Below are 15,107 nucleotides of genomic sequence, written 5' to 3' on the forward strand. Positions count from 1 at the left end.
AAACGCAGTTTTCAGCACAGTTTAAAGGAAAGTACTGAAAAACTGCAATTTCAAATCAACACTGAATCTTTATTTTTTAGCCTCGTCTATGCGTTTTTGGATCAAATCCCAAGCATAATAATGGAAAGTCATGCCGTTGCTCATCGCTACGAAAAGTCCGTTTTTGTATTTTGGACCTAAGTTTACACTTGTAACATCAGCACCATCGCATTCAATTGTTGAAGTTGGAACTTCTGCCAATAAAGGATGGCTGTTAGGATTTCCTTTTGCTCCTTCTCTCGAATAAACCATAAAAGAATTTGCTTGTTGATTGGATACTAAAATGTAACCTGTAGAATCTGTTTTTTTGTAAATCGCAATTCCTTCGTGATCTGCCTTGAAATCTTTTTGACCAAAGAAAGCCAGTTCTTTATTATCATTTAAAGCAGGATCAGCTTTGTATTTTCTAATTCCAGCTTGTTCGTCGCAATAGTAAACAAATCCTAATTCGTTATCAACTGCTATAGCTTCGATTTCTTTTTTACCGCTGTAAGTCCCGAATTTACGAACCACTTTTGCAACAGCAAATTTTCCGCTTCCAGAAAGTTCGTACTGCCATAAATAACTGCCAGAAGCTCCTGTTTTTCTTCCTACAATAGCAAAAATTTTCTGATCACTTGGACGTTTATATAATGCAACTCCCATTGGATCTCTTTCTGCATCTCCTTCAAAAACAGGGATTCCGCCATTGTCGATTGGTTCTAAATTTGGTAGACTGAAAATTCTAATCTTGTTGCTTTCGCGCTCTGTTGTAACAGCAATATCTACTTTTTTTCCGTTAATGATCAATCCGTAAGCGATGTCAACATTATTTGGACGTTTTAATGGAATTGATTTTTTAAGGATTTTTCCATTCAAATCAAAAGCATACAAACCACCATCGGTATCTTTATCAGTTCCAACAATAATACTTTTTGAAGCATCAGTTGGGTTAATCCAGATCGAAGGATCGTCTGTATCATGAGGCAATGCTTCGGTAACAGTTGTTGGTTTTACGGCATTTGGTTGAATAGGAGCTAATTTATCGTCTTTACAAGCTGTAAAAGCAAGGCTTAAAAGTAAAAAAGCAAGTATCGATTTATTTTTCATTTTGGTATTTTATTTTAAATGAATTAGACAGAACCGCTAAGTCCTGTCTAATTTAGTAGTTTTTAGTATTGATTTTACAAGTCTAATTTCAATCCGAAATTGTAACGAGCTTGATAGTATTCTGCTTGTTTCGTATGAGCAGCAACTCCTTGATAGTAACGCAGCGGCTGATTGGTTAAGTTATTAGCTTCTGCAAAAAAGCGAAGTTTTGGAGTAATTTTATAAGAAGCGTTTGCATCTAAGAAAAACTGCTTGTCATAGTAACTGTCTTTGTAAGACTCAGAACCTAATTCATCTAAATAATCAGATGTAAAGTTTGTTGAGATTCTTGCTGAGAAACGTTTGTTTTCCCAAGATAAAGATCCGTTAAACATATGTGGCGTTGTACCTGGAAGACTAATGTCGTTTCTTTCGTTTCCATCCTCATCTGCAATTCCTTTTGCTTTAGATTTTGTGTAAGTATAGTTTAAATAGATACCAAAACCTTTTAAGAATTTACCAGGAAGAAAATCTAACTGACGCTGGAAAGCAACTTCGAATCCGTAAACGTCAACAGTGTCTCCGTTTCTTGATTGTAAAAATGACCAGTTTTCTCCCGCTGGAATTGGATTTACTTGATTTGGAAAATCTGCCGCAAATTTAGTATCAGTATATTGATTGTCGCTGTAGTTGTAAATGAAATCATTTAATCTTTTGTAAAAAACACCTCCAGAAATCAAACCAACAGATTTGAAATAGTTCTCTGCCATGAAATCATAATTGTATGAATAAGTAGCATCAAGATCAGGATTTCCAGCTGTAATTTCTTTGTCTGCAGCAATGTTGTTTACATAAGGAGCTAATGCATAATAATTTGGTCGTGCTAAAGCAGTGGTTGCAGCAGCTCTTAAAATCAAATCTTTTGTTGCATTGTATTGGAATGAGATGCTTGGTAAAAGATTGGTATAAGAGTTTGTATTGTTGATTTTGCTCTCTAATTCTTCTTCGTCCAATACACGGTTTCCTGTATAATCAATGTGAGTATTCTCCACACGGAAACCTAAAACCATAGAAAGTTTATCATTAAAATCCTGATCCCATCTTACATAAGCAGCAGTAATTCTTTCTTTAGCATTATAGTTTACTGCTAAATATTCTGCTGGATCTGCTTCTTTTTCAAACAAAGCAGCGTTGTTTAAATCTAAACTTCCTAAAAAGCTAGCTGAAGCAAAAGTTCCCGGAACATATTTACTTCCTGGATTAAAATCTTTTCCATCAAAATAACTTGTTGGAACTTGTGATAATAACTCCATATCGTCGTTAATTGGAGTATAAGAATAGAACATATTATTTCTTTCTTTCTCTTTTAAACGAAGTCTAAGACCCGTTCTCAGTCTTCCTTTTTCACCTGCAATTACAGAAAAAGGAAAACGGATATTTACTTTTGCACCAAATTCGCTTTCACTTGTTTCATCTGTATTTTCAGTAACAGAATCAAATTTAAATTCGTCTGTTGATTCGCCAACAGTTGTCATTAATGGAAATCTTGGATTAGATAAATCTTCAAACATTTCTAAACCTTTTTGACGGTATTCAATATAACGCTCACCTGGACGGTATTCTCTAGCTTTTGCGTAGTTTGCAGACCAGTCTAAATCTAATGTAGAATTGATTAGGTGTTCTCCACGAAGCGAATAATTTTGAACTCTTTGATCTTCTAATCTTCTGTTTTTGTTTCTGTTGTTATCCAAACCACCTTTTGTCTGACGTTTTACACGACCTTCAAATCCTGTAATTGTTTCGCCATCGTAAATAGGCTCAATATCATCGTAAGTTGTTCTGAAACGATTTTCTCTATCGTCTCTCCAGTTGTAAATTGCATTAGCAAAAATGGTGTTATTTTCGTCAAATTTGTAATCTAAAGCAATAGATCCGCTGCGGCGAATACGCTGTACATCATATTTTCTAATTTCTGAAGCTTGTAGGTATTCATTTCCAAAATCATCTTTTACCCATTCGTTTTCGATGTTATCAGATCCGTAATCAACATTGTTGTAAGAACCGCTGAAAACTGCGCCTAATTTATTATCAAAAAAGCGATTACCATATACGAAACCAGCAGTGTAAGAAGCGTGGTCACGAATTGGCAGATATCCTCCTGCAAGCGTTGCAGAAATTCTTTCGCCATTTGGAGTTGCTCTAGTAATTAAGTTTACAGAACCTCCAATCGCGTCTGCATCCATATCAGATGTAAGAGTTTTGTTTACTTCAATCGTAGAAATCATATCAGACGGAATTAAGTCCATTTGTACATTTCTGTTATCTCCTTCTGCTGAAGGAATTCTGTCACCATTTAAAGTAACCGAGTTCAAAGATGGCGCCAAACCTCTAATAATAATATTACGAGCTTCACCTTGGTCATTCTGCATGGTAATACCTGGAACACGTTTTAAAGCGTCTCCCACATTGGCATCTGGAAAACGTCCCATTTGGTCAGATGAAATTACGTTTCCAATATTTTTATTGTTTTTTTGCTGATTCAATGCTTTCGCCTGACCTTTTAAGATGTCTCCAACAATAACTTCATTCAGTTCAGTTCCAGAGGTTTTAAGAGCAAAATCGATTACATTGTTTTTTCCTTGTTCAACTTTTATTTCCTGAGTTAAAGAAGTATATCCGATATATTTTACTTCAACTTTATAAGTTCCTTCATTAATATTCAATAACTCAAAACGACCGTTATAGTCAGAAACGGTATATTTTTTTTCGCCAACTATTTGAATCATAGCTCCAGGAAGAGGCAGTTTGTCATCAGCGTCTAATATCTTTCCAGATATAATCGCCTTTTGGGCAAAACCCGTTAGAGATAATAAAAAGAGTGTTAATACTAAAAATTTTTTCATTGTGTGTGTTTAGTTTGATTTTGGTTGCGAAGCTAAAGCCCCAGTATTACTAAACCCTTGAAAAAAAATTAACATAGTGTTATGATTCCTACCCAACATTAGAAATAGATTAATGTTAAAATAACATTCAATAAAAAAAGGAATTTCGTAGCGTTAAGTGAAAACAAATCAACTATTTGTCTGAGAATTAAATTTTTGGCGTTAAATTTGCCGTATCAATCACAATCAAAAATCATCAATCATGTTAAAACAATTTTTTATCCTATGTTCAGGAGTCGACCGAGACCTCTTGAAAGACTGCTCAGAAGGCGAACAAACTAAATATGTTGGTATTGGCGCCACTGTATTTTTTACAGCAGTTATGGCTTTCTTAGCCAGTGCTTATGCGCTTTTTACCGTTTTCGATTCTATTTATCCCGCTTTAATTTTCGGATTTGTATGGAGTTTATTGATTTTTAATTTAGACCGATTTATCGTTTCTACCATTAAAAAGAGAGATCGTTTTATGGACGAATTCCTGCAGGCAACTCCACGTATATTATTAGCGATTATTATTGCAATCGTAATTTCTAAACCTTTGGAAATTAAAATATTCGAAAAAGAAATCAATACCGTTTTATTGAAAGAGAAAAACGAAATGGAGTTGGCCAATAAAAAACAAATTGGAACGTATTTCAAAACAGATTTAGATAAAAATAAGGCTGAGATTGCAGCTTTAAAAGCAGATATTGTAAAGAAAGAAAAAGAAGTTAACGCTTTATATTCTACTTATATTACAGAAGCAGAAGGAACTGCTGGAACTAAAAAATTAGGAAAAGGTCCTGTTTATAAAGAAAAACGCGAGAAACACGATGCATCTTTAAAAGAATTTGAAACTTTAAAAACAGCAAACGAAGCTAAAATCGCTGAAAAAGAAAAAGCAGGTGTAAAACTTCAAGCCGATTTAGATAAAAAAGTCTCTCAGACTCAGCCTATAATTGAAGGTTTCGACGGCTTAATGGCGCGTATTAATGCATTAAATAAGCTGCCTTGGCTTCCGTCATTTTTTATAATGCTGTTATTTTTAGCAATTGAAACTTCTCCAATTATAGCCAAATTATTAGCTCCAAAAGGTGAATTCGATTTCAAACAAGAAGAAGCCGAAACAGCAATGAAAGCTACTTTGGCACAAAATAAATACCAACGTGATTTATTGGTGAAAACCAGCGCAGAAATGCACGATAAAGTTTATGCAGATATTGCCGAAGATAAAAATCTTTACGATTTGCAACGTAAAAATGCAAAAGAGTTACTAGAACTGCAGTCGCATAAATTTGTAGAAAAGCAGAAAGCGACTTTGTAAAATGTAATCTGTAAAATGTAAAAAGTCTTAAGCTCTAATGAACTTAAGACTTTTTTATTTTCAGTAAGAAGTCATTTCACTTCTCACAAAATACATTTTACATATAACTTAAAATCTCTTTTTTATAAGCATCGTACTCTCCCTGCATGATCAATCCGTTGTCAAGGAGTTTTTTGTAATTCTGTAATTTATCAAAAAGTTCCTCTTTAGATAAGTCACTTAATTTACGTTCTCCAGCTGGCTGTGTTGGAAGCGGCTCATAAGTTGTTTCTGTAAAAGCTGGTGCAGAAGGCAAAATTTCAGCAAAACTAGTTACTTCTTCAGTTTCTACTTCTTCAACTTCTTCAGCTTCGTCTTCGTATTCTGGTTCAACAGTTTCTTGAATTGGTGTAGCAGCAGAAACAGGATTTTTCAATAAATCCAATTGCTCTTTAGCGTAAGTATAAATTTTTCTAGCCTGAATTTTTGGAATATAATCAATAGAAACAGCCAAATCTGTTTTGGTACCAAATGAAAATTCAGAACCTAAAATGTTTTCTTTTACAAAAGTACTCGCAATATCATCCCAAGTGTAATCTGTAAAATCCATAGAAAGACCTAAATTTTTAGGCTTACAGATAATGATACGCTTGTTTGTTAATACAATGCTGTCTGGAAAAACAGTAATAGCAGGCTTTTTTTGCACTGCAATATATCCAACTTCTTCGCCTTTCATTAATAAATCTGTAAGTTTCGAAGTGATTTTTTCAATCGCTTTTGGATCTTGTTCTTCGTTCAGAAATTTTTTAAATTGTTCTTTCATTTTTTTAAGTTGCTAAGTTACTGAGCTTTTAAGTTGCTGAGTTTTTTTACTGACGTTACAAATGTAATGCCTAATTTTCTAATTCGATAATTTCATTCTGAATTTTCTTTGTCAAACTTTTGAAAACCAATTCATACGAGTGATCGATCAATTCTTTGACAAATTTGTCTGGAAGATTTCCGTTTAAAGCAATCGTATTCCAATGTACTTTACTCATATGAAATCCAGGTTGTATTTCATCATATTCAGCTCTGAGTTCCTGTGCGCGGTCTGGATCACATTTTAAATTGACCGATTGCTCGTTCTTTTCCCATTGCGATAAAGAAGATAGGGCAAACATTTTACCGCCAATTTTAAAAACCAAAGTGTCTTCATCAAACGGAAAATGTTCGCTGACACCTTTTTTCGAAAGACAATATTCGTAAAACGTTTCTAAATTCATATTATAAAAAAGTTATGATTCAACACGAATTACACAAATTTCACTAATTGAACTGTTTCGTGGCAATTAGTGAAATTAGTGTTTATTAAACTATTTTTTCCATCATTTTTTCAGGATGATTGAGTTTTGTAAATCCGAATTTCTCGTATAAAAAGTGAGCGTCAGTTGTGGCTAATCTCCAAATTTTGACATTTTGAAGTTGAGGTTCCTTCATCATCGTTTCAATTAAGATCGACGAATATCCTTTTCCACGATGTTCTTCGGTTATAAAAACGTCCATTAAATAAGCAAATACCGCGTAATCGGTAATTACTCTTGCAAAACCAATTTGTTTGTCATCTAAATAGATTCCAAAACAAACCGAAGCATCAATTGTAGTCTGCACTTCTTCAATAGTCCGTCCTGCAGCCCAATAAATGTCTTTTAAAAAGTTTTGTATAAACGGAACGTCGAGTTTGGTTTTATCAGTAGATACGCTAATCATAGTTTATTGTTTTTCTTGCCACGAATTTCACGAATTTTCACGAATTAATTTTTTCACTTCAAGCATGTAAAAATTAGTGGGAATTAGTGTAATTGCTTCGCCAATTCGCTTTCGCTCGGGTCGTGGCAAACTTTTTAAATCTTATATAAAATTGGTTTTGATGGACTTGCGTCATTTTCAAACGAAGCGATTTGAAGATTTAGTATATAATTTCCATCTTCAATTTCGTCTGGAACATAAATCATTTCGGTAATTGTCGCATTTAACCGTGCATCAGAATTAAGATTATGAGTGTCTTTTACATTCCAAAATGCTTTGTGAGCCAATAATTTGCCTTCGTCATGTTCTTTATCAACGCTTGGTAAATCAATCAATAAATGTTGAATTTCGCTTTCGCGGATGAAAGTGGCAGCTTCTACAGACAAATAAGGCGGATTTGTATTCGAATATTTTCTTGATTTTTTTTCTTTTTGATTGGGAAGTGTTCTAATAATCAAAGCCTCGAACGATGTCACATTGAGCGAAGTCGAAATGCTTTCCTTCGTAATCACAAAATCATCTCCAATTTTTTCAGGCTGAACCGTAATCAATTTAGCAAAAAAGAAAAACTGTTTTAGCGATTGATTAATGCTGTAAAAATCATTTGTAATATGTCCTAAACATTCTGTGTGCGTACCATGTCCATGAGGGTTGAAGAATATATTATTAAAATTTGTAGATGATTTTCCTTCCGAAACTTTTCCGATCCAATCGCCGAAAACTACAGGTTCAATAACTGGTTTTTCGATATACCAGGCAATTGGGTTTTCGTCTGTATTGGTTAAAGGAATTGAGATATCAATGGGTTTTGATAAGTCGATTTGATATTTATTGTCTAAAAATGCTAGCATAATGGAACACGGATTTTACGGATATTCTAACGCAGATTTTACAGATTGATCAGCGTTGCTTGCATCCGTTTTATCAGCGTCCAAATTTTATTCTTCCAAATTTAGATAAAATAAATCTGAAGCAATTCCATCTGTTAAAAATTTTCCTTTTGGAGTTGGTTTTAGAATGTTGTTTTCAATGGAAAGCAAATCATCGTTTAAGAATTTTTCAGATTGTTTTTTCAGATAATTCAAATATTCCAAACCGAATTCATTTTCAATTCTTTCTAAAGAAACGCCCCAAATCGTTCTTAAGCCAGTCATAATATATTCGTTATAGCGATCTGAAATAGTCAGAATTTCTGTTTCGATCGGAAGTTCGTTATTTTGAATCGCTTTCAAATACAATGAATTATTCGCAATATTCCAGCCTCTTTTTTCGCCGTCATAACTATGCGCCGAAGGCCCGATTCCAATATATTTTTTTCCTAACCAATAGGCCGAATTGTTTTTGGAGAAATAATTCTCTTTCCCAAAATTCGATAATTCGTAATGGATAAACCCATTCTTTTGAAGCATTTCAACCAAAATCATAAAATGATTTGAAGCGGCTTCATCTTGCGGTTCAGCGATTTTTCCAGTCTGAATTAATTTGCTCAAGGCTGTTTTGGGTTCAACTGTTAATGCATAACTCGAAATATGCGGAATGCCAAAACTCAAAGCCGTTTCGATATTCTGTTTCCACATTTCGTCGCTCATTCCTGGAATTCCGTAAATTAAATCGAGTGAAATATTATCAAAATATTTTGTCGCTTCTTGTAAACATTTTATGGCTTCCACCGAATTATGAGCGCGGTTCATCATCTTCAAATCTTCTTCATAAAAAGACTGAATACCAATGCTTAATCGATTTATAGGGCTTTTAGATAATTCAAAAATTCGCTCTGCAGACAAATCATCGGGATTAGCTTCAAGTGTAATTTCTGGATTATCTGAGACTTTATAGTTTTTATAAACTTCTAAAATTAAAAAATTGATTTCGTCATTGGTCAAAACAGAAGGAGTTCCACCTCCAAAATATATTGTCTCTACTCCTGAGAATTCGGGATCGTTCTCAAACTCATTTTTACGCATGACAATTTCTTTGGCCAAAGCCAAAACCATTTCATCTTTCTTTTTCATTGAAGTCGAAAAATGAAAGTCACAATAATGACAAGCCTGTTTGCAAAAAGGAATATGGATGTAGATACCGCTCATTTTTTTTAATTAGATAATGTGCCAATTTGATAATTAGATAATGAAAATTAGGTTCGAAGAAATTATCTAATTATCTCATTTTCTAATTTTGTCCTCATTTTGTTTCACAAAAGCATCCCAGCCCGAATAACTTTTTCCTGCTACGACTTTTCCTGAATTAAAGTGATGACAAACTGCCGCTGCCAAACCGTCGGTTGAATCGAGATTTTTGGGTAATTCTTTTAATCCTAAAAGCTGTTGGAGCATTTTCGCAACCTGTTCTTTGCTGGCATTTCCGTTTCCGGTAATCGCCATCTTTATCTTTTTAGGTTCATATTCCGTGATCGGAATATCTCTTGAAAGGCCTGCTGCCATGGCAACGCCTTGTGCGCGTCCAAGCTTTAACATCGATTGTACATTTTTACCAAAAAAAGGCGCTTCAATCGCAATTTCGTCAGGATGATGCGTTTCGATTAATTCGATGGTTCTTTCAAAAATGATTTTTAGTTTTTGGTAATGATTGTCATATTTGGACAATTGCAATTCGTTTAACTGCAAAAATTCCATTTTTTTATTGATGACTCTAATTAATCCAAAACCCATAATTGTGGTTCCAGGGTCAATTCCTAATATGATGCGTTCTTTTGTCATTTTTTGTTGGTTGCACAAAGTTTCGCCAAGTTGCCACAGAGATTCACAAAGTTTTTATTTTCTCCATGTATCTTTGTGATTTCTTCGCGAATCTTTGTGAAATAGCTTTACTTTTGCGGCATGATTTCAATTCCTCACAAAGCTAAGCAATTCCTAGTTCTTCTAATCAAACTTTTGATTGTTGGCGGTGCATTTTATTTTATTTACAATCAGCTGGCCAACAACGACAAATTGGACTGGAATAAGTTCATTGTTTTATTTCGAAAAAATCAGTCGGTTTTAGGCATTTCGTTTATATTACTTTTGAGTGTTTTGAATCGCTATTTTGAGATTCTAAAATGGCAGAATCTCGCCAAAGCAATTTATCAAATCTCGGTTTACGAAGCCACTAAGCAGGTTTTAGCCGCTTTAACGGCAGGAATCTTTACACCAAACGGAGTGGGAGAGTACGCTGGAAAAGCTTTGTATTATCCAAAATCGGAAGCTAAAAAAGTTGTTTTTCTAAACTTAATCTGCAACGGAATCCAAATGATTTTAACGATCATTTTTGGAATTTTTGGCTTACTTTATTTCAATGCACAGTTTAATGTTATTACAACCAAAACAGTCTTAATCTTGTTCGGAGGATTTCTGCTAATTCTGATTATTTTATTTTCAATCAAAAAAATAAAAGTCAAAGGATATTCAATTGAAAAACTAATTCATAAAATCAACGAAATTCCGAAGCCTATTCATAGAAAAAACATTTTTTTAGGCATTTTAAGATATTTGGTTTTTTCGCACCAATATTACTTTTTGTTTTTAGCTTTTGATGTCGATCTGCCTTATTTAACTTTAATGGCAGCAATTACATCAGTATACTTTTTAGCTTCATCATTACCGACATTTCAGTTTCTAGATTTTGCAGTTAAAGGAAGCGTCGCTATTTATTTTTTCGGAATTCTTGGCGTTAACGAATGGATTGTCATTTTTATAAGCACTTTGATGTGGTTTTTAAATGTTGTATTACCAGTATTTTTAGGGAGTTATTTTGTGCTGAATTTTAAAACCAAAACAGCAGCATGATTTTTGCTTTGTTTGCCATATTAGCTATTTACATTGTAAACATTAGTTTGCTAATTTATGGTTTTTTCAAAGTCAAAAAATATCAAAAAAAAGATTTAAAGCCACAGACAAGTTTTACCATAATAGTTCCGTTTCGAAATGAAGAAGAAAACCTGCCAAAGCTTTTAAATAGCTTTTCGACACTAAATTATCCAACAGATTTATTTGAAGTAATTTTAGTCGATGATAATTCGAGAGAGAAATTTCAAGTCTCACATTTCACATTTCACATTTCACAAATAGACAATATTCGAGTTTCAAAATCGCCCAAAAAAGATGCTATTACGACTGCAATGCAATACGTAAAAAACAATTGGGTAATTACCACAGATGCTGATTGTCTTGTTCCAGAAAACTGGCTTTTAACTTTTGATAATTATATTCAGGAAAATAAAGTTTCGATGCTGGCGGGAGCAGTAACGTATGAATGTGGAGATTCATTTCTGCATCATTTTCAGCAATTAGATTTGACAAGTTTACAAGGCGCAACAATTGGAAGTTTTGGTTTGAACAAAGGTTTTATGTGTAACGGAGCTAATTTTGCGTACACCAAATCATTGTTTGAAAGTTTAAATGGTTTTACTGGAAATGAGACTATTGCAAGTGGAGATGATGTCTTTTTACTGCAAAAAGCAATTGAAAAATTTCCAAATGAAGTTCATTACTTAAAAGCTCAAGAAGCCATTGTAACTACAAAACCAACAGAAAGCTGGAAAGCATTATTTCATCAAAGAGTGCGCTGGGCGGCCAAAACGAGTTCGTATAAAAGTAGCTATGGGAAATTTATGGGATACGTTGTTTTCTTTGGAAATTTGAGTTTTGTAATTGCTTTTTTGTTACTTCTCTTCCAAATTTTAAATTATCCGTTTTTTGTTTTATTTGCTTTTTTAAAGTTTATGGTTGATTTTGTTTTGCTTTCAAAAACAAATCAGTTTTTAAAGAATACAAGGCTTAAAAGCTTTTTATTGAGTAGTTTGTTTTATCCTTTTTTTAGTACAAGTGTAGCTTTGTATAGCTTATTTGGTTCGTACGAATGGAAAGACAGGCGCTTTATGAAATAACTTTATATAAAAGGGTAAAACTATTCCTTTGCTTTCAAAATTACAGGCAGAATAAATTGTGTTTTTACAGGAATGCCTCGTTTTATAGCTGGATTTACTTTTGGAAAATCAACAAGACGCGCATGCAGAATACTGTCAATTTTTATAGTATCATAGGCAACAGAATCTTTAGGAAACTGAGGCTCAAACTTCATAGTTGCATTTGGAAAAATTGTTACTTTTACTTCAATAGTGTCCAATTCTGGGTACATAATCGATAAAGTATCAACATTAAGTTTTTCTTCAATAAGATCAGACATTACATCAAAAAAGCACTGCTGGCGAAGTTTTTTATCGGCTATTTTTTCACAGTTTGAGACAGATGGGTATTCGTCTACTTCTTTCCAGTTGATCGATTTCAATTCTTTTTGAAGTAATTCTTTTTCAGACGGAACCTGCTTCTCAAAATATTGACAAGAATTAAAGATAATACAGATGAAAAAAAGTGAAAACGGCCTCAAGATTTTAATGTTGAATGAATAAACAAAAATACAATTATTTTTTTTAGAGATTCTTTCAATTACGCGGAATCTTCATATTTTAAAGGTACAATTTTAAAGTTTGTATAGCAAAAAATAAAGTAGTAATTTGTAAGAACAAATTTATCAAAACTATATGGATTTACTTTTAGTTACACTAGGTTTTATATGCATGATTGTTGGCATTTTTGGCAGTTTTCTTCCTGTTTTGCCTGGGTTGTCAAGCTGCTGGGTGGGTTTGCTTTTGCTATATCTAACCAAAGCAGTAGAAAATAATTATTGGGTTTTAGGAATAACTTTTGTTTTAATGGTAATCATAACAATATTAGATTACGTAATCCCATCGCAGGGGACAAAAAAGTTCGGCGGAAGTTCGTATGGAATATGGGGGACAAATATTGGTTTAATTATCGGAATTTTGGCGCCAATTCCTTTTGGATTTATCATCGGACCTTTTTTGGGAGCACTTGTCGGAGAATTGTTATACGACTCACAAAATCATAAACGGGCACTAAAAGCGGCAACAGGTTCCTTGCTTGGGTTTCTTGCTTCGAGCTTTATTAATTTTATGTTTTGTGTAGTCTATTTGGGCATTTTTTTAAGCGTAATGTGGAAATATCGAAACATTTTGTTTTAATTATATAACATTTCTTTATCTTATACGTTGTCTTTTATAAAAACATCAAAATTTTCTTAACTTTTTTATCTTTTGTGTTTGAGTTCTAAAGGGTTGTGTTTACAGGTGTTTACGCATTTTTTATGTTAACATGAGGTTATTATCTATGTAAATTTTTAACTTATTTTTTGGAAATGTTAATTTATTTTATATTTTTATCACAATAAACGATAAAAAGCCTCACTTTATCGGTTATTTTGAACAAATTTAAATAATGTTTCTTTAATAAGTTAACGCGTATGACCCCAAACCTACAAATTGAACTTAGACGTTTTATTTCATCTAATGTTGTCTCCAAGTTGAACAAGTTTTATTTTGAAAATGATGCCCTTTTAATAAAAGGAATTGATGTCTCGATCGGTACAATTTTAATGGGACTCTACAACAAAGCCGAAGAATCTGATTTTTATTCTGAAATAGCCTCGATGATAAAAGAAGATTCAACTTTTTACCAAGAAATTGACTTTAACGCAGGTAGAATTTTATCAGTTGATGATTGTTACCGTTTAGAAGGAAATTCATTACTTAAAGAATTGTTCTCGAATAAAAAAGGAAGAATTTCAGAAATGGTTTCAAACGAAGTCGGTATTAAAAGCGAAACAGCCAGAGAAATACTTAACTTTTCAGCACTGCTTGTAGTTTCCTACTTAAGAAATAATCTTCAATTACTAGAAAGTTTAAAATTACTTCTCGAAGACCAAAAAAGAGACATTTTAAATAGTATTCCTCCTGGAATCAAAATCATACTCGGTTTTTCATCTTACGAAACAGTAGAAGATAAAAACCAATCTATCGGAAGATCAATTTTTACCCTTTTCGGACATAATTTCTTTAGTTTCTAAAATAAAAAAATCCCATTTTCAAAGAAAACAGGATTCATTATAACAAAATTTGAAAAACTATTTAGCGTTTTTCAAATTGATGATCTCTTGGTCAGTCAAAAAGCGCCAGTTTCCTCTAGGAAGATTCTTTTTGGTCAAACCAGCAAATGCAACACGATCAATTCGTAAAACATTATATTCAAAAGACTCAAAAATAGAACGCACCACTTTTACATTCGAAGTACGAAGTTTAAGGCCGATTTCACTTTTGGGCTCATTATCAATATAGCTAATTTCCTCAACAAAAACGCGGTGTCCGTCAAGAACCAAACCTTTGCTGATTTTTTCAAGATCCTCAAACTTTAAGTTTTTGTCTAAAGAAACCTGATAAATTTTAGACGATTTTTGATTTGGTAAAGTAAACTTACGGATCATATCTGTATCGTTTGTAAATACCAATAAACCAGTCGTATTTTTATCCATTCTTCCAATTGGAGCAATTTTTGCATTTGTAGAACCACGAACAAGTTCTAGAACGTTACGATATTCTTGACCTTCATCCAGAGCTGTCGTAAAGTTTTTAGGCTTATTTAATAAAATATATTCTTTCTTTTCAGGAGTCAAAGTAACACCGTCAAAGTTTACTACATCATTCAATTTTACCAAATATCCCATTTCAGTTACTGGAACACCGTTTACTTTAACGTTTCCAGACTGAATATAAATGTCAGCATCACGACGCGAACAAATACCAGAGTTCGAGATGTATTTGTTTAAACGAATTTCATCTGAAGCCTTTTGTCTTTTCGGAGCCTGATTTTGTTTTTTTACTTTTTCTTCCGCAGCAGCATTAGCGGCTTTAACCTCCGGTTTCACTTTTTTCGGCCCTTGCGCACGTTTCGCCATAGGAGGTTTTGGCTTACTAGAGTTTGATCTTGAGCTGTTTGGTCTAGATCCGCCTCTTTTATTATTGCCTTCCTTGTTGTTCATAAAATCATTAATTTGTGCAAAGATAGTTTTTTCCTGCTAATAAATCTTAAGTTCAATGTTCTTAGATTAATAGCAATAAATTTTAAGAAGTAAGGAGCATC

Annotated in this window: 15 protein-coding genes; 5 read left to right on the plus strand and 10 right to left on the minus strand. The window is 33.2% G+C overall.

Annotated features, from left to right (window positions below):
* Positions 1-69: 69 nt before the first annotated feature.
* Both QMG60_RS06240 and QMG60_RS06245 read right to left on the minus strand, forming a co-directional pair.
* Positions 70-1,128: a phytase gene (locus QMG60_RS06240; protein ID WP_281867229.1), complete on the minus strand. Its 1,059-nt coding sequence runs from the start codon at positions 1,126-1,128 to the stop codon at positions 70-72.
* A 74-nt stretch (positions 1,129-1,202) separates the two neighbouring features.
* Positions 1,203-4,010 (minus strand): TonB-dependent receptor, encoded by a 2,808-nt coding sequence (locus QMG60_RS06245; protein ID WP_281867230.1) that lies wholly within the window; start codon positions 4,008-4,010, stop codon positions 1,203-1,205.
* 241 nt (positions 4,011-4,251) lie between these two features.
* Here QMG60_RS06245 and QMG60_RS06250 point away from each other — a divergent pair, with 241 nt between their 5' ends.
* On the plus strand, positions 4,252-5,352 hold the full coding sequence (locus QMG60_RS06250; RefSeq protein ID WP_281867231.1) for a DUF4407 domain-containing protein: 1,101 nt from the start codon (positions 4,252-4,254) through the stop codon (positions 5,350-5,352).
* A gap of 97 nt (positions 5,353-5,449) precedes the next feature.
* Here the strand turns inward: QMG60_RS06250 and QMG60_RS06255 are convergent, their stop codons facing one another.
* From QMG60_RS06255 to ruvC, 6 genes are all read right to left on the minus strand, one after another.
* Positions 5,450-6,154: a PH domain-containing protein gene (locus QMG60_RS06255; protein ID WP_281867232.1), complete on the minus strand. Its 705-nt coding sequence runs from the start codon at positions 6,152-6,154 to the stop codon at positions 5,450-5,452.
* A 70-nt stretch (positions 6,155-6,224) separates the two neighbouring features.
* A complete protein-coding gene (locus tag QMG60_RS06260; protein WP_281867233.1) occupies positions 6,225-6,596 on the minus strand; it encodes an MmcQ/YjbR family DNA-binding protein in 372 nt (123 codons plus the stop codon).
* 85 nt (positions 6,597-6,681) lie between these two features.
* On the minus strand, positions 6,682-7,080 hold the full coding sequence (locus QMG60_RS06265; protein WP_057115926.1) for a GNAT family N-acetyltransferase: 399 nt from the start codon (positions 7,078-7,080) through the stop codon (positions 6,682-6,684).
* Positions 7,081-7,214: 134 nt separating this feature from the next.
* Positions 7,215-7,970, minus strand: a complete 756-nt coding sequence (locus QMG60_RS06270; protein WP_281867234.1) for a cyclase family protein — start codon at positions 7,968-7,970, stop codon at positions 7,215-7,217.
* An 87-nt stretch (positions 7,971-8,057) separates the two neighbouring features.
* Positions 8,058-9,206 (minus strand): radical SAM family heme chaperone HemW, encoded by a 1,149-nt coding sequence (gene hemW / locus QMG60_RS06275; RefSeq protein ID WP_281867235.1) that lies wholly within the window; start codon positions 9,204-9,206, stop codon positions 8,058-8,060.
* Between the two features lie 75 nt (positions 9,207-9,281).
* Positions 9,282-9,836: a crossover junction endodeoxyribonuclease RuvC gene (ruvC, locus tag QMG60_RS06280; protein ID WP_082586749.1), complete on the minus strand. Its 555-nt coding sequence runs from the start codon at positions 9,834-9,836 to the stop codon at positions 9,282-9,284.
* A 120-nt stretch (positions 9,837-9,956) separates the two neighbouring features.
* Between ruvC and QMG60_RS06285 the strand changes: the two genes are divergently transcribed.
* Entirely contained in the window at positions 9,957-10,901 is a 945-nt protein-coding gene (locus QMG60_RS06285) for a lysylphosphatidylglycerol synthase domain-containing protein (RefSeq protein WP_281867236.1), read from the plus strand.
* Entirely contained in the window at positions 10,898-12,001 is a 1,104-nt protein-coding gene (locus QMG60_RS06290) for a glycosyltransferase (RefSeq protein WP_281867237.1), read from the plus strand. Before QMG60_RS06285 ends, QMG60_RS06290 begins: the two co-directional genes overlap by 4 nt.
* Before the next feature lie 20 nt (positions 12,002-12,021).
* Here the strand turns inward: QMG60_RS06290 and QMG60_RS06295 are convergent, their stop codons facing one another.
* The gene (locus tag QMG60_RS06295) at positions 12,022-12,501 is read right to left on the minus strand and encodes a hypothetical protein (RefSeq protein WP_057115932.1); all 480 of its coding nucleotides are present in this window, start codon (positions 12,499-12,501) and stop codon (positions 12,022-12,024) included.
* Between the two features lie 154 nt (positions 12,502-12,655).
* On the opposite strand from QMG60_RS06295, the gene QMG60_RS06300 reads away from it, so the two are divergent.
* Both QMG60_RS06300 and QMG60_RS06305 read left to right on the plus strand, forming a co-directional pair.
* Positions 12,656-13,156, plus strand: a complete 501-nt coding sequence (locus QMG60_RS06300; protein ID WP_057115933.1) for a DUF456 domain-containing protein — start codon at positions 12,656-12,658, stop codon at positions 13,154-13,156.
* Positions 13,157-13,434: 278 nt separating this feature from the next.
* Positions 13,435-14,037, plus strand: a complete 603-nt coding sequence (locus QMG60_RS06305; protein WP_057115934.1) for a DUF937 domain-containing protein — start codon at positions 13,435-13,437, stop codon at positions 14,035-14,037.
* A gap of 57 nt (positions 14,038-14,094) precedes the next feature.
* On the opposite strand, the gene QMG60_RS06310 is transcribed toward QMG60_RS06305, so the two are convergent.
* Positions 14,095-15,006, minus strand: a complete 912-nt coding sequence (locus QMG60_RS06310; RefSeq protein WP_057115935.1) for a pseudouridine synthase — start codon at positions 15,004-15,006, stop codon at positions 14,095-14,097.
* Between the last annotated feature and the right edge of the window lie 101 nt (positions 15,007-15,107).

It is taken from the genome of Flavobacterium sp. GSB-24 (assembly GCF_027924665.1).
Lineage (GTDB): Bacteria > Bacteroidota > Bacteroidia > Flavobacteriales > Flavobacteriaceae > Flavobacterium.